Origin of the sequence: Caballeronia sordidicola (assembly GCF_000729995.1) — a bacterium.
GTDB lineage: Bacteria > Pseudomonadota > Gammaproteobacteria > Burkholderiales > Burkholderiaceae > Caballeronia > Caballeronia sordidicola_A.
In genome coordinates, this window is record NZ_JNFG01000041.1 from 35,222 (window position 1) to 54,179 (window position 18,958).

Annotated in this window: 14 protein-coding genes; 4 read left to right on the top strand and 10 right to left on the bottom strand. The window is 61.4% G+C overall.

Annotated features, from left to right (window positions below; genetic code table 11):
* Window position 1 precedes the first annotated feature (1 nt).
* Window positions 2–1,204: a cellulose synthase complex periplasmic endoglucanase BcsZ gene (gene bcsZ / locus FH08_RS0129805; protein WP_031361864.1), complete on the top strand. Its 1,203-nt coding sequence runs from the start codon at window positions 2–4 to the stop codon at window positions 1,202–1,204.
* Window positions 1,198–5,943, top strand: a complete 4,746-nt coding sequence (locus tag FH08_RS0129810) for a cellulose biosynthesis protein BcsC (protein WP_051888645.1) — start codon at window positions 1,198–1,200, stop codon at window positions 5,941–5,943. Before bcsZ ends, FH08_RS0129810 begins: the two co-directional genes overlap by 7 nt.
* A 123-nt stretch (window positions 5,944–6,066) precedes the next feature.
* Here the strand turns inward: FH08_RS0129810 and FH08_RS0129815 are convergent, their stop codons facing one another.
* From FH08_RS0129815 to FH08_RS0129845, 7 genes are all read right to left on the bottom strand, one after another.
* Window positions 6,067–6,819 carry an SDR family oxidoreductase gene (locus FH08_RS0129815; RefSeq protein ID WP_051888646.1) on the bottom strand — a complete coding sequence of 251 codons (753 nt, stop codon included), beginning with the start codon at window positions 6,817–6,819 and terminating at the stop codon, window positions 6,067–6,069.
* 64 nt (window positions 6,820–6,883) lie between these two features.
* Window positions 6,884–7,747 carry an NmrA family NAD(P)-binding protein gene (locus FH08_RS0129820; RefSeq protein WP_031361867.1) on the bottom strand — a complete coding sequence of 288 codons (864 nt, stop codon included), beginning with the start codon at window positions 7,745–7,747 and terminating at the stop codon, window positions 6,884–6,886.
* Between the two features lie 298 nt (window positions 7,748–8,045).
* Entirely contained in the window at window positions 8,046–8,630 is a 585-nt protein-coding gene (locus FH08_RS0129825; protein ID WP_031361868.1) for a YceI family protein, read from the bottom strand.
* 60 nt (window positions 8,631–8,690) lie between these two features.
* A complete protein-coding gene (locus tag FH08_RS0129830; RefSeq protein WP_031361869.1) occupies window positions 8,691–9,251 on the bottom strand; it encodes a YceI family protein in 561 nt (186 codons plus the stop codon).
* A 253-nt stretch (window positions 9,252–9,504) separates the two neighbouring features.
* Window positions 9,505–10,449 (bottom strand): ABC transporter substrate-binding protein, encoded by a 945-nt coding sequence (locus FH08_RS0129835; RefSeq protein ID WP_031361870.1) that lies wholly within the window; start codon window positions 10,447–10,449, stop codon window positions 9,505–9,507.
* Between the two features lie 99 nt (window positions 10,450–10,548).
* The gene (locus FH08_RS0129840; protein ID WP_031361871.1) at window positions 10,549–11,577 is read right to left on the bottom strand and encodes an ABC transporter permease; all 1,029 of its coding nucleotides are present in this window, start codon (window positions 11,575–11,577) and stop codon (window positions 10,549–10,551) included.
* Entirely contained in the window at window positions 11,570–13,150 is a 1,581-nt protein-coding gene (locus FH08_RS0129845) for a sugar ABC transporter ATP-binding protein (RefSeq protein WP_419178031.1), read from the bottom strand. Before FH08_RS0129845 ends, FH08_RS0129840 begins: the two co-directional genes overlap by 8 nt.
* Window positions 13,151–13,427: 277 nt before the next feature.
* Between FH08_RS0129845 and FH08_RS0129850 the strand changes: the two genes are divergently transcribed.
* Window positions 13,428–14,120, top strand: a complete 693-nt coding sequence (locus FH08_RS0129850) for a FadR/GntR family transcriptional regulator (protein WP_031361873.1) — start codon at window positions 13,428–13,430, stop codon at window positions 14,118–14,120.
* Window positions 14,121–14,857: 737 nt separating this feature from the next.
* Here the strand turns inward: FH08_RS0129850 and FH08_RS0129860 are convergent.
* The 3 genes from FH08_RS0129860 to FH08_RS0129875 all read right to left on the bottom strand — a co-directional run bounded on the left by FH08_RS0129860 (window position 14,858) and on the right by FH08_RS0129875 (window position 17,505).
* Window positions 14,858–15,121 (bottom strand): hypothetical protein, encoded by a 264-nt coding sequence (locus tag FH08_RS0129860; protein WP_031361874.1) that lies wholly within the window; start codon window positions 15,119–15,121, stop codon window positions 14,858–14,860.
* Window positions 15,122–15,240: 119 nt separating this feature from the next.
* Complete coding sequence (locus FH08_RS0129870; RefSeq protein ID WP_031361875.1) at window positions 15,241–16,380, bottom strand: aromatic ring-hydroxylating oxygenase subunit alpha; 1,140 nt, start codon at window positions 16,378–16,380, stop codon at window positions 15,241–15,243.
* Between the two features lie 498 nt (window positions 16,381–16,878).
* A complete protein-coding gene (locus FH08_RS0129875; protein ID WP_031361876.1) occupies window positions 16,879–17,505 on the bottom strand; it encodes a DUF938 domain-containing protein in 627 nt (208 codons plus the stop codon).
* A gap of 561 nt (window positions 17,506–18,066) precedes the next feature.
* On the opposite strand from FH08_RS0129875, the gene FH08_RS0129880 reads away from it, so the two are divergent.
* Window positions 18,067–18,633, top strand: a complete 567-nt coding sequence (locus FH08_RS0129880) for an ankyrin repeat domain-containing protein (RefSeq protein WP_031361877.1) — start codon at window positions 18,067–18,069, stop codon at window positions 18,631–18,633.
* Window positions 18,634–18,958: the final 325 nt, after the last annotated feature.

The following is an 18,958-nucleotide window of genomic DNA, read 5'->3' on the forward strand; positions in this document are numbered from 1 at the left end:
TATGGAGGCTGGTTTCAGACGTGAATCGAAGACTGCAATTCTGGCGCTGGCGTTGATCGGCATGGGGACAACTCTCAGCGCGCATGCGTCTTCGACGCCCACGCCGCAATGCACGGACTGGAGCGCTTACCGCACGTTCACGGCGCGCTTCGTGCAGGCCGACGGCCGTGTGATCGACTACTCCACGCCGACGCAGCAAACAACCTCCGAAGGCCAGTCGTACGCGATGTTCTTCGCACTGGTCGCGAACGACCGCGCGACCTTCGACCGGCTGCTCGCCTGGACCCGCATTAACCTCGCGGCGAACCAGTTCGAGCCAGGCAATGTGCAACTGCCTTCATGGCAATGGGGCAGGAAGCCGGATGGTTCGTTCGGCGTGCTCGATCCCAATTCCGCCTCCGATTCCGACCTGTGGATCGCCTACGACCTGCTGCAAGCGGGACGTCTGTGGAACGAGAAGACTTACACGCAACTGGGCATGGCGCTGGCCACTCAGATCGTGCGCCACGAAGTGACGAATCTCGCTGGCCTCGGGCCCATGCTGCTGCCTGGTCCGCAAGGGTTCAAAACCGGCGATGTGACGCGTCTTAATCCGAGCTATTCGCCGTTGCCGGTGTTGCGCGGACTCGCTCGCGAGATGCCGGACGGCCCGTGGAACCAGCTTGCCGAGAACAGCTATAAGCTCGTGACGACCACCGCGCCGCACGGCTTTTCTCCTGACTGGGCGGCGTACAAGTCGGGGCAGTTCGTCGTGGATCCGCAGACCGCCGACACCGGCAGCTATGACGCGATTCGCGTGTATCTGTGGGCCGGGCTGACATCCGGCGCCGATCCGCTTGGCAAGCCGTGGCTTGCCAAGCTCGGCGGCATGCGCCAGGCCGTCGCGCAAAACGGCTATCCGCCGGAACGCGTGAGCGTGTCGACGGGCGCGACCAGCGGCGAAGGCCCGCTCAGCTACTGGGCTGCGCTCGCACCGTACTTCAAGACGCTCGGCGATGATCGCGGCCTGGGCCTTGCGCGCGCGCATCTCGCGGCGCTCGACGCGCCCGTGGCGAACTCGCCAGCTGCAACGTCTGCAAATCCTAACCGTGAACCGGTTTATTACGACCGGGTGCTGGGCTTGTTCGGCGCCGGATTTATAGAAGGCCGATACCGTTTCGACGAAGCCGGCCGACTCGTGCCGAGCTGGAGAAGCGCATGTTGAAACGGCCCCTGTTCCCCATCAAGCCGCACGCCGGCGCGCGGGCGATTGCGCTGAGCCTCGCGGCGGGCTGCGTCGCCAATGTGCCTCTGACCGTGTTCGCGCAAGCCGCCAGCAGCGCAGCGACTGCTGGCGCCGTTACCGGCGCCAGCGCCAATTCACCGTTAGCCGTGCTGATCGATCAGGGCCGCTACTGGCAAGCGCATCGCCGCGGCGATCTCGCCGAGCAGGCGTGGCAGAAAGTGCTGCGTATCGATCCGAAGCAGCCTGACGCGCTCTATGGCATGGGTATCATCCTGTCGGACCGCAAGGACGGCAGCGGTGCGCAGCAGTATCTGCAGCGCTTGCGGGAAGCTGCGCCGCAGTATCCGAATATCGATGAACTCGGCCGGCGGCTCGGCGAAACCAGCCCGCGCGACCAGACCGTGAACGATGCCCGGCGGCTCGCGCAAAGCGGGCAGACCGCGTCGGCGGTGCAGGAATACCAGCGGGCGATCGACGGCAAGCCCGCCACGCCCGAACTCACGCTCGAGTATTACCAGGCGCTTGCCGCCACGCCGCAAGGCTGGGATCAGGCGCGTCAAGGCCTGACGCAGCTTGCGCGCCAAAACCCCAACGACCCGCGCTACGCGCTGGCGCTTGCGCAGCACCTGACCTACCGCGACACCACGCGGCGTGACGGTATCGCCCGCTTGCAGCAGTTAAGCACCGACAGCACGGTCGGCGAGGAAGCTAAGAAAAGCTGGCGCCAGGCGCTGCTGTGGCTCGGTGCACGTGCGTCCGATGCGCCGCTTTATCAAGCGTATTTGCAAGCATCGCCGGATGATCCTGCGGTCAAGGCGCGTTTCGATTCGATGGTCCAGCAAGACAAGCAGGCCCGCGATCGCGCGCAAGCGGATGCCACTGTCGATGCCCGGGGACGCGAGGTTGCCGAAGGTTTCGCCTCGCTGGATCGTGGCGATATCGTCACGGCGCGCGCCCGCTTTTCGGCGGTGCTGGCGAACAGCCCGGACGACGGCGATGCGCTCGGCGGCATGGGTATCGCCGCGTTGAAGCAAGAAAAATTCGACGAAGCGCGCACGTATCTGGAGCGTGCATCGCGTGCCGGCAATCCGGCGCGCTGGAAGGATGCGCTCACGAGCGCGACCTACTGGAGTTATACGAGCGAAGGTATCGGCGCGCGCAGCAATGGCGAGATCGCGAAGGCGAGGTCGATGTTCGAGCGCGCGATCGCGCTGAATCCGTCGGACACCACTGCGCAGACCATGCTCGGTGAAACGCTGCTCAACAGCGGCGACCCGCGCGGCGCTGAACAGGCCTACCGGATGGCACTGCGCCGTCAGGCCGACAATCCGGACGCCATTCGCGGACTGGTCGGTGCACTGGCCGCGCAAGGCCGCGGCGACGAGGCGCTCAGCTTCGCGAACCAGTTGAACGCGGAACAGCAGGCGAAGGCTGGCGGCATCAACAAGCTGCGCGGCGAAGCGCAGGCGGCGCAAGCGCGCGTGGCGGAAGCACGCGGCGACCTGGGCACCGCGCGCAGTCTCTTCGAAGATGCGCTGCTGAACAATCCCGACGATGTCTGGATGCGGCTCGACCTTGCCCGCATCTATGTGCGCCAAGGTGCGGTCGGCAATGCGCGCAGCATGATGGACGGCTTGCTCGCCACGCACCCCGACATGACCGATGCGCTTTATGCAAGCGCGCTGCTCTCGGCTGAGACGCAGGACTGGGCGACGGGGTTATCGCAGCTGGAACGGATCCCGGTCAGCCAGCGCACGACGGCCATGACCGTGCTGCAACATCGCTTATGGGTGCATACGCAGGCGGATCTCGCGAACCGGATGTCGCGTGCCGGGCAGACGCAACAAGCCGAAGCCATTCTGCAAGGCGCCACGCCGACTGCCCAGGGCAGCCCGGAACTGATCGGCGTGCTGGCGTCGTCGTATCTGCAGGCGGGCGACACCATGCGCGCGTTGTCGCTGGTGCGCGGCGCAATGGCTGCTGCCCCCGACGACACTGGCCTGCTGCTGCAATACGCAGGTATCCTGACGGCCGTTCCCGTGACTGCAGGCCGGACAGATCCGCAGCAGCAAGCCGAACTGAGTTCGGTCATGCGCCGGCTGGCGGCTTCCCAGCTCACGCCGCAGCAACGTATCGACTTCAACAACCTGAACATCGGCATTGTGGTGAAACAGGCTGATACCGTGCGCCAGCGCGGGGACCTGGCAAGCGCCTACGATGTAATCGCGCCCTGGCTTGCCGCCATGCCCGATAACCCCGATCTTCAAGGCGCGCTGGCCCGTTTGTACACCTCCGCAGGAGACGACCGCAGCGCACTCGCGAGTTATCGCGCGGCGCTGGCTCGACGTCCTGACGACATCGATTTGCAGGTCGCAGCGATTGGCGCCGCGACCGGCGCGAGAGAATTCTCGTTTGCCGAGGCAACGGCGAATCAGGCGCTGCGCGCAGCGCCTGAGGATCCCCGCGTGCTCGCCGCGACCGGCCGCATGTATCACGCCGAGGGCAAGCTTTCGCTGGCATCGCGTTATTTGCAGCAGGCGTTGATCGCAGCGAATACGCCTGTGGGTCAAACGGCGCGTGTCGCCGGCCAGGGTGCGCAACCTAACGTGCCGCGCGGCTGGGAATCAGCGATGCAGCGCATCGGGTCCATGCCCCTGCCCGGCACCAATCCATTTGAAGGCAAGACCGCCGTCGATACGTCATCAGGCGCATCGGGCGCAGCGACCGGTCCGCTGAGCGGACTGTTCTCGCGCTCGACCACGCCGATGCCCGGACTGCCCAATGGGTCGTCCAGCGGGCCGTCCACTTATCTCCAGCCTTCTTCACCGACGCAGAACGTGCCGAACTATTTGCCCCCGCCTCAACCCGCGCCTTATTCGACACCGTATGTCGCGCCCTATTCGACGCCGGGCAATGGTGCGCGCCCGGTAGCGGCAAGCGGCGGATACGGTCCGGATACGTCCGGTTCAAGCCAGTCTGGTGGGCCGGCTGCAGCGCCGCTGCAGCCTTATCCGGGGCAAGGGCCGGCTCAGGATTCGGGACAGTATCAGGGGCAATACCAGGCTCAGGGGCAGGCTCAATATCAGCAGCCGAATCAACAGCAGCCTTATCAACAACAGCAGCCGTATCCGGCTCAGTACCAGCAAGCTCAGCAGCCGTACGACGCGGCGGTGAGTTCGCCGTGGCCCATGTCGCCCGCTGCGCGCGAAGCACAAGCGAACGCTCAGCAGCCGCAACCCCGCACGTATTCGAGCGCGTCGGCAGCGAAGTCGAAACATACGGCAACGCGCAAGCAAGCCACGTCGCGTAATAGCCGCCAAGCCGATGAAACGGACTACAGGCAGCAGCCTTACCCGCAGCAGCAACAGCAGTATGCGCAGCAGGGGTACGGGTATCCGCAGCAACAACAACCGTACGCGAACCAGGGCTACGGGCAGCCCTATATTCCGCAACCGCCCGCGGGTTATGGCTACGCTCCCGCGCAAACGGCTCAGGCGTACTCAGGCATGGCGGGCAACAATCCGACGACCGTGGCAAACGCACAAACGCTGGGCGTCGCCGACGAACTCGCGCAAATCAACCGCGCCCGGTCGAGCACGGTGTCGGGCGGCATCATCTTTCGCCAACGCACGGGTGAGGACGGGCTGTCGAACCTGACGGATATCGAAGCGCCGGTGGAGGGTCGCATCGCGGCAGGGAACGGGCATATTGTCGTGACGGCGACGCCGATCACGTTGGATGCCGGTGATGCGCAATCGACGGCCGACACGCTCAAGCGCTTTGGCTCCGGACAGGCCGCATCGACCCTTAACAATAATTACGGCAATCAAACGGCGAGCGGCGTGGGCTTGTCCGTGGGATACGAAACGAACAGCGTCAAGCTCGATGTCGGCACCACGCCGCTCGGCTTTCTTGAAGAAAGCGTGGTCGGCGGCGCACAGTACAACGGCAAGATAACGGACAAGGTTTCGTACTCGATCGCCGTCGCACGCCGGGCGGTTACTGACAGCTTGCTCTCGTATGCAGGGACACGCGACCAAGGTCATCAATTGCAATGGGGTGGCGTCACATCGAATGGCGGACGTGCGGATCTCGGCTGGGACGACGGAACGAGCGGCGTGTACGTGAACTACGCGTTCCAGTACTACGAGGGCACCAATGTCGCGAGCAACACGGCCGAGAAAGGCGGCGGCGGTTTCTATACGCGCCTGTTCCAGGACGGAAACACCACGCTGACGGCGGGCGTGAACACCACGCTGATGCACTACGACAAGAACCTGTCGTACTTCACCTATGGCCAGGGCGGTTACTTCAGCCCGCAGCAGTACATGATCCTGAACCTGCCGGTCGAGTATATGGGCCGCAATGGCGCGTTCACCTACGACCTCAAGGGTTCGATCGGCGTGCAGCACTACCGGCAGGATTCTTCGGATTATTTCCCGATCACCGGCAACGTCCAGCCGGGAAGTTCGGGGCCCAGCGGCAGCGTGTATCCCAGCAGCAGCAAGACAGGCATCTCGTATTCGTTCAGCGCAACGGCCGAATATCAACTTGCACCGCAGCTCACGGTCGGGGCGACAGCGTCTCTTGGCAATGCGTATCAGTATCGCGAATATCTGGCCGCCGTGTACGTGCGGTACAGCTTCACGAAACAAGCCGGCGCACTGTCCTTCCCGCCGACGCCGCTGGCGTCGCCGTATCTGTCGCTAACGAATTGATAAGGTAATCAATTAAACGTAAAAAAAGTGGATTGGGCGGGTTCGCTCAATCCACTTTTTCGTGACGCCACGGCAGCGGGTATTTGATGACGTTCAGGCATCTACCGCGCTTCGTCCAGTCCCCTAAACCAGCACCGCCCCGCCGTCCACCACATACGTCTGTCCCGTTGCGAACCCACTTTCCATCAGGAACAGATACGCCGCCGCGACATCGCGTGCCTCGCCCACTCGTCCGACGGGAAAATGCTTGCCGGCTTGTTCGTACATGGCTTGCCGGTCCTCTTCTGACATGTCCTGCCATAGGTTCGTCGCGATCAATCCTGGCGACACCGCATTCACGCGCAACGGCGCCAATTCGACAGCAAGCGCGCGCGTGAGCGCTTCCATTGCTCCGCATACGCTTGCGCCGAATGCCCAGCCGCTGCGTGGACGCAACGCCGCGACACCCGTTGTCAGCACGATCGAACCACCCGCCACGATGTGCGGCGCGCCGTATTTGACCGCGGCGAGCGCGCCCCAATAGCGGATATCGAAGGCGCGTCTTGCCTGCGATAAATCCGTCGCGGCGACCTCACCAAGCCGCAGCGAATCGCCTGCGGTGAACACCAGATGATCGAAGCTGCCGATCGCGTTGAAAAACGCTTCGATAGCGTGTTCATCGGCGAGATCGAGCGCGTGGCCCTCAGCATTCGATCCAAGCGCAGTGACGGCGGCCTCGATACGTCCCGCATGTCTCGATCCAATCACGACGTGCGCGCCTTCGGCCAGCGCATACTCCGCCACCGCATAGCCGATACCCGATGAACCGCCGAGCACGATCACTGTCTTGCCATCGAGCCGGCCTTCAGGCGCTGTGTTTTTCCCCGTTCGAGTCATTGGTTGTACTCCTGAATAAATGTGAATGCTCGTAAGCCTGATCCAAAGGATCGACGCCCTTCTTCTACGCCCTTTCAATCAACGATTGCAACACCGTATCGAGCGGCACACGGCCTTTGCGCACTTCGTTTTCAGCGCCTTCGAAGCAGATCCATTCTTCATTGAAGCCATCGATCATTTGCATGCGCGGCGTCGGGTTTTTCATCCCTTGCGAGCGGAACAGGTCTTCCCACGTGTCGCGCGGCACGATGGTCATGCTGACGTCTCGACCTAGCAAACGTGCGAAGCTCTCAGCAATCTTGTCGGGCGAAATACGCTGCGGTCCTTCCAGTTCGACAATGCGGTGCCCCGTCCACGATTCGCGCAGCAGTTCTGCTGCGACGCGGCCGATATCGGCGGTGGCGACCATCGGCACAAGTTTATCGAGCGGCTGCAAGAAGCTGGGCACGATGCCCGATTCGCGTGCAGGTGTCACATCCCATGCAGCGTTTTCTATGAACCATGCAGCGCGCAGGAAAGCCACGGGCATTGGCAGCGTACCCAGTTCCTGCTCGAGGATTTGCAGCTGGTTCAACAGGTTCGGCTGCGTGGCTTGTGCGCCGATCGTGGACAGCACGACCACCCTGGACGGTTTGGCGGCTGCGAGCGCGGCCCGCAACGTGGCGATAGTCTTGCGTGCTTCGGGAAAGCCCGGCGTAGGGTCGAACGTCGGCGGCAGCAGGACAAACACGCCTTCCGTGCCTTCGAATGCGTGCTGCAATGCCTGTTGGTCGTTGACGTCGGCAAGTGCGACTTCGCAGCCCTGCTTCGCCCAAACCTCGCCCTTCGCTGCGTCGCGAACGACGGCGCGGACTTCGAGGCCGGCGGCCAACAACAAACGCGCAACAACGCCCCCAACCTGCCCTGTGATCCCGGTCACTGCGATCATGGTTTCTCTCCAGAAAATTAGGCAGCGAGCGCTGCGTTGGAGAGGATTGTGTTCGACAGAACCCCGATTGACGATAGCCCGGCTGTCATTACATTCATGACATAAGGGCATTGATAACGAGCGCAACGATGATCCGCAGGTATTGCCGAGTTGCAGCCTCGAGATGACGTACGCGAACTCACACGCGGATTCGCGTTGTGCTTACAAACTAAAAAACCGTTCCAGCGTTAGCTGAAACGGCTTTTCTATCCTGAACGATAGGCGCGACGACCTCCACGCCAGCATTCTTCCGCGGAAGTTACTGCTTCACGCCTTCGGCTTGAATATGCAGCGTCGTCTTCATCTTGAAGCCGTATGCCTTGCCGTAGTCCACGCCGAAGTCGCCGCGATCGAACGTTGCCGTCGATTCCGTGCCGCACACTTCTTTCTTCAGCATCGGGTTCGTGAAGCACTTGAACGATTCGATCTTCAGGTTCAGCGGCTTCGTCACGCCATGCAGCGTCAGCTCGCCGATCACTTCAACCGGCACGTCGCCCTTGAACTTCATCGACGTGCCCTTGTAGGTCGCCGTCGGGAACTTGTCGGCGTCGAAGAATTGCGCGCTCTTCAGTTCGCCGTTCAGCTTGTCGTTGCCGATATCAATCGACGTCATGTCGATGGTCGCGTCCAGCGTGCCCTTCTTGGCCGCGCGATCGATCGTCACCGTGCCGCTGCTCTTGTCGAACTTGCCGCGCCAGACCGAGATGCCGCCGAAGTGGTCGGTCTCGAAGCTCGGGTACGTGTGGTTCGGGTCGAGCTGATACGTGACTTCTTCAGCCATCGCGTTGAACGAAAGGGCCGCGAAAAGCGCGCCGGCGGCTGCAATCAGAAGGTTCTTTTTCATGAGTTTTCCAGGATGAATGTGATGATCGATGAGCGTTTATTTCTTGGCTTATCGCGTGAGTTATTTCTTGGCCGCGACGAGGTGAAACTTGATGACAACCTCATCGGCGACGACCGAGGTGTCTTTCCATTCGCCCGAGCCGACATCGAACTGCGTGCGTTTGATGGGCAATGAGCCATCAAAGGTTTGCGTTGCACCCTGGCTCGTGACGGTGACCGGCACGGTGACGTTCTGCGACTTGCCCTTGATGGTCAGCTTGCCGCTGACGTTGAACTTGGTCCCGCCAGCCGGCGCGATGGCCGTTGAAACAAAAGTGGCGGTCGGGAAATGGGCCGTATCGAACCAGTCCTTGTCGGTCGCCTGCTTGTTGTAGCTGTCATCGCCGAGATCGTAGCTTCCCGTATCGATGGTGAGATTTGCGCTACCTGCCGCCGGCTTGGCCGGATCGAAGTCGAGTTGCGCGGTGAACTTCTTGAACTTGCCTTCGACCGGCACGTTCATTTGCTTCGATGTCGCCGTGACCGTGCTTTTGGTCGTGTCGACCTGGGCTTGAGCGGCGCTGGCGAATAAAGCGGTGGCGGCGGAAGCCGCTAGTAACCATCGGTACAAGGGTGTTTGCATATCAGGCTTAGGGTCGTAATCGATACGGCATGGTATGCGAGCTGATATGCGGCGGATAGCCACGCCGCAAGGAAAGATTGTTCTACGGGTGAGGGTAATGGAGAAACTGACAATAAAACCCGATCAGCTTCCGCTGAAACAAAACCGCTAAAACCAACAAAAAAAACGCAGCGCAAAAGGATCATCCAGCAATCCCTTCGCACTGCGCATCGCCTGCCTGGGCCTGACCTTAAAGCCCAGCGACCACCAACGCTCAATACAACACGTTCTTCGCCACCGGCAGATCAATATTCCCCTTGTCGACCATGACGACACCCGTATCGACAAACTTCGGCGGCGCCTTCTTCTCAATCACGCCAATCACCGTCTGAATGCCCTTGTAGCCCATCTGATACGAGCCTTGCACGGCTATCGCCTGGATCGTGCCGTCCTTCACGAAGTTCTGCAGATCCGAATTACCGTCGAATCCAACCGCAATCACCTTGCCCGCCTTACCCGACTGCGCCAGCGCGCGGCCCATCCCCACAGCCGTCGGCTCGTTCGCCCCGAAAATACCCTTCAGGTCGGGATTGGCGGCAAGCACGTCGGTCGTCTGATTCAACGCGTTCGCCATTTGCGATTGCGAGTAGTACGGTCCGACCACCTGCAACTTCGAATGCGCCGCCAGATACTTGCGGAACCCGCCAACGCGCCCCACTTCGGACCCCGCACCGGCCACATAGGACATCAACGCAATCTTGCCCGTCTGCCCCACCCGCGAGATCAACGCTTGAGCGCACATCTCGCCGGCCTTCTCGTTGTCGGTGGACAGGAAAGCCTGGTAATACGGCTTGCCCGAATCGGACAAGGCCGAATCAATGATCACCACCGGAATATGCGCTTCCCATGCCTTCTTCACAGCCGGCACCAGCGCGTCCGGATCCGACGCCGCCAGCACGATCCCCGCAACCTTCCGGTTCACCGCGTTCTCAACCATGTTCACCTCGGCGGCTATGTCGGATTCGGCAGCCGGGCCCTGGAAGGTCATCGTGTAACCCTTCTCCTTGGCCAGTGCCGCTGTCGCGCCCTTGTTGACGTTCTGCCAGTAGTTCGAATCGGCGCTCTTCACGATCACGGCAATCTCGCCACCCGCTGCAAACGCGCTGCTTGCAGCGACGGCAAGCACAGCGGTGAACATCGCCTTCGTAGTCAGTTTCATGTCTCGCTCCTGTTGATTTTGCAACACCCCGTTGGACCCTCGCTTTTTTCTACATCGTCTCTTCTACATCGCGAACGCTCAAGACGCGTTCGATGAAACTCATCTCCGGTTCCGGATCTGGTCAATCCACACCGTCCCCAAGATAACCAGGCCGATGATGATCTGCTGGATGAAACTCGATACCCCATTCATGTTCAGCCCGTTGCGCAAGATGCCGATCACGAACGCGCCTATCGCCGTGCCGGAGATGGTGCCTACTCCGCCCATCAGCGACGTGCCGCCAATCACCGCGCTTGCGATGGCATCGAGTTCGTACATCACGCCTTCGTTCGGCTGCGCCGTCACCAGTCGCGACATCAGCACGCACCCGGTCAAACCCGCAAGCGCGCCGGACAATACATAGGTGAAGAGCTTCACGCGATTCACATTCACGCCCGACAGCCGCGCCGCTTCTGCATTCGATCCCACCGCATAGATGTGCCGCCCAAGCGAGGTGCGGCTGAGCATAATGGCGACCAGCACCGCCAGCACGACCATGATGATCACGGGATACGGAATGCCGGGAAACACGATGTCGGGGAAGCCGTCCGAGCCCATGCGGACCACGCGAAACAGCGAGCCGTTGCCGAGTTCAGCGAAGGAATCGCCAAGTCCCGAGACCGGCCGCGCACCGGTAATCTGCAACGCCACGCCGCGCGCAACGAGCATCATGCCCAGCGTGGCGATGAACGGCGGCAAGCCCATGCGCGTCACGAACAACCCATTAAACGCGCCGCAGATCGCGCCCACGACCACGCCGCCGAGCATGCCAATCGGCACAGGCACGCCGGCTTTCACGAGCATCGCGGCGACCACGCCGGACAGCGCGAGCACCGACCCGACCGACAGATCGATGCCACCAGTAATGATCACGCACGTCGCGCCGAGGCCGAGATAAGCGATGGACGTCACCTGCAACGCCACGGTCATGCCGTTGCCGAGCGACATGAACGCGTTGCTGGTCGCCGAGAACACGACCACGAGCATTACGAGGCTTCCCAGCGCCGCGAACTTCTGGATCAGGTCCTTGCGTCGTTCACGAGCGCGGGCACGGTCGGCGTGCGCCGGGTCGGTAGTCATCTCAAGCATGGGCGGTCCGTCCTGATGCGTAGTGCATGATTTCTTCCTGATTGGTTTTGCGGGTCTCGAGCACGCCCGCTATCTGGCCTTCATGAAACACGGCCACGCGGTCTGTCATGCCCATGATTTCGGGCAACTCCGAGCTGATCAATACAACGCCGATGCCCTGCGCCGCGAGCCGGTCCATGAGTTCATAGATCGCGTATTTCGCACCGACGTCGATGCCGCGCGTGGGTTCATCGAAGAACAGGATCTTCGATTCGCGGAACAGCCATTTGCTGATCACGACTTTTTGCTGATTACCGCCCGAAAGATTGCGCGTGATCTGGTTCACGCTCGGCGTACGAATGCCCAGCGCATCGACATATTTGCGCGCAACCTTCGCCTCCTCTTCGAAGCGGATAAACCCGCCCGCGCCCGACACGGCTTCGACGTTCGCGAGCGTGATGTTCTTCGCGACCGTCATCTGCAGCGCGAGACCATTGCCCTTGCGATCCTCCGACAGATACGCAATGCCGTTGCGGATCGCATCGATGGGTGAATGGATCGAGAGGCGCTTGCCTTGCAACTGGACTTCGCCTGCTTCAACCGGATCGGCGCCGAATACCGCGCGCGCCACTTCAGTGCGCCCCGAGCCCATTAATCCGGCAAACCCGAGGATTTCCCCGCGACGCAATTCGAAACTCACCGGCCCGAACACATCGCGACGCGTGAGGCCGTTCACGCTCAGCAGAACTTCATTCGTCGGCTGCGATTTGCGTTCGGGAAAGACATCGTCCAGATCGCGGCCGACCATATGCGAGACCACTTGCTCGATGGTGGTGGCGGCGAAGTCATCGGTGGAAATGGTGCGGCCGTCGCGCAGCACGGTGACGCGATCGGCGATCTCGGCCAACTCGTCCAGCCGATGCGAGATATAGACAATGCCCACGCCCGCCTCGCGCAATTCCTTGATGATCCGGAACAAATGCACAGTCTCGGATTCAGTCAGCGACGACGTGGGTTCGTCCATGATCAAGAGGCGCGCGTTGAGCGACAGCGCCTTGGCGATCTCGATCATCTGCTGCTGCGCGACCGACAACGATCCCACCAGCGTGCGCGGTTTCAGCGGCAGGCCGATCCGATCGAGCGCAGTTTGGGAATCAGCAGCCAGACGCGCCCGGTCGATGAAAATTCCGCGCTTGGGCTCCCGCGCCAGAAAGATATTCTCCGCGATGGACAAGTGCGGGATCAGGTTCAGTTCCTGGTGAATGATCGCGATGCCCGCCGCCTGCGCCTCGAGCGTGGACGCGAAGTGATGCTCGCGGCCGTCGATGTAGATCTCACCCTCGTCCGGCCGATATTGGCCGCTGACGATCTTCATCAGCGTCGACTTGCCCGCGCCGTTTTCACCGCAAATGGCATGCACTTCGCCTGCGCGGACGTCGAAGCTGACGTTTTGCAGCGCAATCACGCCCGGGAAGCGCTTGCCAACGCTGTTCAGGCGCAGCAAGGGCTCGTCCGGCATGGCGTGCGGGCCGGTTGCACGTGGCTCGGCGCGTGGCGCGATATGCGCCGCGCCCTGTTGGGCTGCCGCGTTCATCGCTGGGCCTCGTCGACTCGTATGAGCATTTGCACGGGCGTTGTCTCCTCGGCGGGGTCTCTCAGTTTTGGGGATGGCGCCGCTCATCGTTCCGGCGCCAAAGTGGTCAAGCCAATTTTTGTCTTTCAGCATGTGGCCTTACCTGTTGTGAATGATAATGGCGTTAGGCCTGCTATGGAATCGCGGTATTTACCCTTATATTCTTTGCCATGCCGATCGAGCGATCCTGAAAGCAATTGGTCAAGCCACCTTACACTTCGATCCCTGCCCGACGCCCATGACGACATCTGTAAAACCGGTTGAAACGCGACGGCTGTATCAAACCATCGCTGACCAGATCAACACGCTGATCCGCCTCGGCAGCTTTCAGGCGGGTTCGCGCCTGCCGCCGGAACGTGAGCTTGCGCAGCAGTTGGGGGTGTCGCGGCCATCGTTGCGCGAAGCATTGATCGCGCTCGAAATTCGCGGTCAGGTCGAGATCCGGATGGGCTCGGGCGTGTATGTCTGCGAAGGCAGCGCCGAAGAGCCGCCGCTGACCTCCATGGGTGAAAGCCCTACCGAGTTGATGCAGGCACGTGCGGCGATCGAAGGAAGCGTCATCGTGCTGGCTTGCACACGGCTCACGGCGGAAGGCATGGCACGCCTGCAAAAGAGCGTGGACTCGATGCGCGAGTTGATCGCGCAAGGACGTTCGCCGCTGGAACCGGACCGGCTGTTCCATATAACCCTGGCTGAAATCGCGGGGAATTCAGTGCTGACCCGGCTGGTCGGAGAGTTATTCGATGGCCGTAACGACCCAATCGCAGCCAAGGTGAGCGGACTCGCGGAAAACATCACAACCTGGGGCGTCGCGCTGTCCGAGCACGAACGGATCTTGAGGTCGCTGGAAGCGCGCGACCCGATTGCCGCGCAGGCAGCCATTCGGTCGCATTTGAAAGCGTCGGAAGAGCGCTGGGTGGGCGGCGTTTAAGAGTCCGGTCAGCCATACCGTTCGCACAAGCCACTCGCTCGGCCATCCACGACCTCGGCCCCTATTTTTCAGCCTTTCCCAGTAAGCCTCTTCTGCCACACAGCGCGCTATCATTAATGCAACTACAAATGATAACGATTCGCATTAGTGAACAATCTGTCAGCCAATTTCCAGCTCCCTGTAATTTGTTGATCGGCCACGAGACCAAAACATCGCTCGTGGCGCCATTGCTTCCCTGATGGCGCCACGAGCACGCGATCACGATCGCCCGCCTCTTTCGTCCATGGCTTTCGTCCATGGCTTTCGTCCGCTATTCACTCGCGCATGACCTTCATATACAAACGGCCCGCTAAAAGCGGGCCGTAGATGATCAAAAACGTGCTGCGGGAAGCTGGAAATCTGGAAGCTGAAGCCGGATAAAATCAAACGGGCGGACGTTTGAACGCGCCCGTTTACAGATCTTGCATCACTTCCAAACCCTCACTTCCGGTACTGCATTACTGCCGCTTGGACGCCTCCTTCTTCACTTTCTTCGCTTCTTTCTTTTCTTTCGGCGATTTGACAGCGACCTTCTTCTCGGTTTTCTTCGCGTCCTGGCTCTTGCTCATGATGTGCTCCGTGGTTGACCTGACATTATTGCCCGGGCCGCTGCAGTTTGGGAACATAGGGGACACAAAAATGCGCCACCGGGACTTGCTGCACGACTCCAGGTTAAAACGAAAACAAAGCGAAAACGCTTAGTCGATCTTCGAGCGCAGTTCTTGCGCGCTCACCCTCAACGCCTGATAGCCGGAGCGCGCGTGCTCCGGCAAATCCGGGTCGCCGATAAGCGTGCCCAGCGTCTCGATCACGCTGTAGAGAATGCCCTTGGCCGCACCTGCAGCCATGACACCCGACGCATAGGAATGATCGACGTGGCTGATGGCGGCATCGAAGTGATCCTGTTCGGGGGGCGCTTCCGCCGCCGGCTTGACCGGGTTCTCTGTCGAGTTGGGTTCCATGATGGTCGACCTCTTCTGGTTAATACTTCATGACTGCGACGTCTTGATCAAGACGTTGGTACTGCGGCAATTTGTCGTGTGCGAGAGTCAGCCGGTGATTGGCCGGCGACCCTTCAAGACTAGTCGCTGATCGGCTGGATCATATGCACACGACGCTCCGTCGCGCTTTCCCGGACCGGCGCGCCGCATTCAGTGAGCAGCGAGCGCAGTTCGAGGATGACCGGGAAAACCTCATGGTTATGGTCGGCACCCTGCCGGTCATGCGCTTCCTGCTCGCGCTCCACAATCCACCGGTCTTCCTTGAAGATACGCTCCGTGAACCACACCAGCAATGGCCACGCGGCATCTAGAATGCCCGGGAGTTTCGGCCGGCGGATGGACAGCAGGCCGAACGTGCGGTTGGTGCGCTGCTCGGCGTCGAGCGGCACGTACGCGATCCACAGATCCATCACCATCGTCTGGTCCTTGGTGCGGATCCTGAGCGTCTGGTACGGATACTCCGTGCGAATCGTCATCACGTCTTTGTTGTTGTCGTCGGGCTTCGTGCCGCGCTTCTGGCTGAACACCAGCGCCTCGCCGATCGGCTGCTTGCCCTCCTCGCGCGCGAACGTATAGTTCACTTCCACCCAGTCATCGCCGCGGCTGCGCCCGACAGAACGCGCCTTCATCTGACCCATCTGTTTTCGATGCAGGAACTGATGGTTCATGTCCATCAGGTTCTCGTGCATGAAGGAGTAATGGCACTTCACTTCGCGGCCGAACCGGCGGGTTTTGTAGGCTTTGTCGCCGACGGAACCAAGCGCCGGAAACGGCGTGGACTCGGCGAGCAGCGGGTCGCCGGGAAAAATGAAGATCAGGCCGGCTTCTTCCCGGCACGGATACGAGCGCACGCCGTTCGGCAGGCGTTCGCGCCCGAGATACGGAACGTCGATACAGCGGCCGGTGCAATCGTAGGTCCAGCCGTGATAACAACAACGGATGGATTCGCCGTCGACTACGCCCGCATGCAGCGGCACCTGTCGATGCGCGCAGCGGTCTTCCAGCGCAAACACCTTGTCGGTTTCCGTGCGAACCAGCACGACGGGGTCGCCCGCGAAACGAACGCCATGCGCCTTGCCGCGTTTTACTTCTCGCGACCAGGCAACGGGATACCAGTGATCAGGGTGAATATCGACACGGCGCAGATCACGCGCCGGAGGTTGAGATTGTTGGGACGGAAGTTCGCTCTGAGCGACGTCCTGTTGCAGCGCTACATGCATGTACGATGCCTCCGCTTGAGGGTATCGGCAAGAAAACAGACGAAAAATGTGCTTTGAGGAGACGTTGCAACCAAAGGCCTATCGCAGTCTACACGCCAGACGCCAATTGAGGCGCGACCGGGGCACGGCTGCGGCCGTCGGAAGCGGGCTGGATGGGCGTGCGCAGGCGCTGCATCGGTATTTTTGCGGCACTTCGTGGCTGCGCCGGCCAACATTCTAACGACGTCTTTTACGCTGTGCTTATTACGCCCCTGGAACGTCCGCCCTGCCGATACGGAACCATTTGGGTGTGTCCCGGACCTTAGACCGAACCGCCCTGCGTCAGACCCGGGTGCTTGGGCCGGTCTGCCTGTCCGCCTACTGAAGGCCGGCTGCGTTGGATCCGTCTGCCTCAGTCCGTCTGTCTCAGTCCGTCTGCCTCGGTCCGTCTGCCTCGGTCCGTCTGCCTCGGTCCGTCTGCCTCAGTCCGGCTACCAAATGCCCACTACCCCAGATTCATCAGATGCCCGTGCGCCTGAATATCAGGCAGAAGTTGTTCGCGGGCATGGGCACGGCTTCTTCCATCCACAAGTCAGCCGCACGCCCGAGCTTCACCACGTCTTCCATATTTCGCACACCCCAGGCGGGATTGGTGGCGCGAAGCTGATCGTCAAAGGCTTCGTTGCTCGGGGCGGTATGGGAGTCGTCGCGCTTGTAAGGTCCGTATAAAAAGAGCACACCGTCGTTTGCCAAATGCTCACCGGCCCCCTTGAACAGCGCTTCGGCCGCCGCCCACGGCGCAATGTGGATCATGTTGATGCAGACGATTGCCGCAAGTGAATCCGGCACGGGCCACGGGTCCGACCGGACATCCAGCGCGAGCGGCGCGTTGAGATTGGCGAGTGAAGCGTGCTTGCGCCAGGCGTCGATGGATGCTCGCGACGCGGCATCGGGATCGCTCGGCTGCCAGGTGACGGTGGGCAACGCTGCGGCGAAGTGGACGGCATGCTGTCCCGTTCCGCTCGCGATTTCGAGGACCACGCCGGACTTGGGCAGTACACGGCTCAGCACGTCGAGAATGGGTCCGCGATTGCGTTCGGCGGCCGGCGCCACGCGGCGGAGAGTGTCGGGGTTATCGTGGTTCACGGTGCGTTTCCTGATGAAGTGCTGGCGAGCGTAAGCGTGCGATAGGCACAGGTCAAGCAAAGCGCTTCCGATAGCTTTTGTCGGCGAGCACGACGAAAAATGCCAATGTCGGAGGCCCGGACAACCTGCTGATGAAAAGCGGAGAAGAGGCGGAAAAAGACCGCAATGAGGAGCACGCAATGCCACTGCGCAAACCGCTAAACCGCCGCTCAGGCTAATTATTCGCAATCGGCGTCACCGAACAAACGAAGGCCGATGAACACGCACCCTTTAGAATGACGCTCCGAACAGGTTGTCAGAACCATGAGCAAGATCGACCGGACCAAGGCGCGATTCCTGCTATCCCGGTGCGACCGGCCGCCAAACCTGTGTATCCTGACGCACTGATAGAAACTGCAAGGACCGCGGAAGCTGCATAAACCGCGACCGGCCGCAGGGTCGCTGCCGGATACGACTGAGCGCAGTATCAACCGAACATCGCCCGACCCGGCGCCCGCCTGTACCCCGGCATCGAACAGCGGCCGCGCCGTACCCGTCCATGCAATCCAAATGGAGCCTCCCATGCAACCCGATTCATCCGCAGGCATTCCCGGTCAAAGTCCGGAACCCTTGAGCGACGAACTCATCGATTTCGCGAGCGAGGTTTTCGACGTAGCTCGCCGCGGCGACGCTGCCATGCTCGACACCTTGCTGCATAAGGGCTTGCCGCCGAACCTGCGCAACGACAAAGGCGACACGCTGGTGATGCTCGCGAGCTATCACGGCCATGCCGATGCGGTGCGCGTGCTGCTCGAACACAAGGCTGACCCGAACCTGCGCAACGACAACGGCCAGACACCCATCGCCGGCGCGGCGTTCAAGGGTTACAAGCCGGTGATCGAGACGCTGCTGGAACACGGCGCGGACGTGGAAGGGGCATCGCCGGACGGACGCACGGCTTTGATGATCGCGGCCATGTTCAATCGCGTGGAGATGGTCGAATTCCTGATCGCGAAAGGCGCGAACCCCGATGCGAAGGACGCGAACGGCTTCACCGCACGCGACGCCGCCGCGAAGATGGGCGCCCCCGACACCGCCGCGCGGCTCGCGCAGGCGACCGAGGCGAAGTCGCGTCCGCCGGGCGTTTGAGCGAAGCCGGAGGACACGAGCGCTACCGCTTTTCGCGCCTCTCGTCCGGTTCGTATCGAACATCCCCCCCTAACCCACGCGCTGTCGATAACCCCTGCGACGGCGCACAATTTTCGTGAAGGCAGCCCTGCAACATGGAGCTCTTGTGATGAGTGGCGGTTTCCCGCTTCGAGCGTACGAATGGCACTGGCGAACAGTAGCCCGGACGCTTGCATTCCTCCTTGTCCTGGCGGTCATGTCGGGATGCAGCCTGTTCCCGCATCAAGCGGCTGCGCCGATCGTCGACCTGTCGACGCCGCAACCGCCCGTCGAGCCGGAAGTCACG

Bases quoted from the DNA above. Each gene is read 5' to 3' on its own strand.
- FH08_RS0129880 (WP_031361877.1), top strand. From the start codon at position 18,067: ATGCAACCCGATTCATCCGCAGGCATTCCCGGTCAAAGTCCGGAACCC.
- FH08_RS0129835 (WP_031361870.1), bottom strand. From the start codon at position 10,449: ATGAAACTGACTACGAAGGCGATGTTCACCGCTGTGCTTGCCGTCGCT.
- FH08_RS0129830 (WP_031361869.1), bottom strand. From the start codon at position 9,251: ATGCAAACACCCTTGTACCGATGGTTACTAGCGGCTTCCGCCGCCACC.
- FH08_RS0129815 (WP_051888646.1), bottom strand. From the start codon at position 6,819: ATGACTCGAACGGGGAAAAACACAGCGCCTGAAGGCCGGCTCGATGGC.
- FH08_RS0129845 (WP_419178031.1), bottom strand. From the start codon at position 13,150: ATGAACGCGGCAGCCCAACAGGGCGCGGCGCATATCGCGCCACGCGCC.
- FH08_RS0129850 (WP_031361873.1), top strand. From the start codon at position 13,428: ATGACGACATCTGTAAAACCGGTTGAAACGCGACGGCTGTATCAAACC.
- bcsZ (WP_031361864.1), top strand. From the start codon at position 2: ATGGAGGCTGGTTTCAGACGTGAATCGAAGACTGCAATTCTGGCGCTG.
- FH08_RS0129870 (WP_031361875.1), bottom strand. From the start codon at position 16,380: ATGCATGTAGCGCTGCAACAGGACGTCGCTCAGAGCGAACTTCCGTCC.
- FH08_RS0129840 (WP_031361871.1), bottom strand. From the start codon at position 11,577: ATGCTTGAGATGACTACCGACCCGGCGCACGCCGACCGTGCCCGCGCT.
- FH08_RS0129820 (WP_031361867.1), bottom strand. From the start codon at position 7,747: ATGATCGCAGTGACCGGGATCACAGGGCAGGTTGGGGGCGTTGTTGCG.
- FH08_RS0129825 (WP_031361868.1), bottom strand. From the start codon at position 8,630: ATGAAAAAGAACCTTCTGATTGCAGCCGCCGGCGCGCTTTTCGCGGCC.
- FH08_RS0129860 (WP_031361874.1), bottom strand. From the start codon at position 15,121: ATGGAACCCAACTCGACAGAGAACCCGGTCAAGCCGGCGGCGGAAGCG.
- FH08_RS0129810 (WP_051888645.1), top strand. From the start codon at position 1,198: ATGTTGAAACGGCCCCTGTTCCCCATCAAGCCGCACGCCGGCGCGCGG.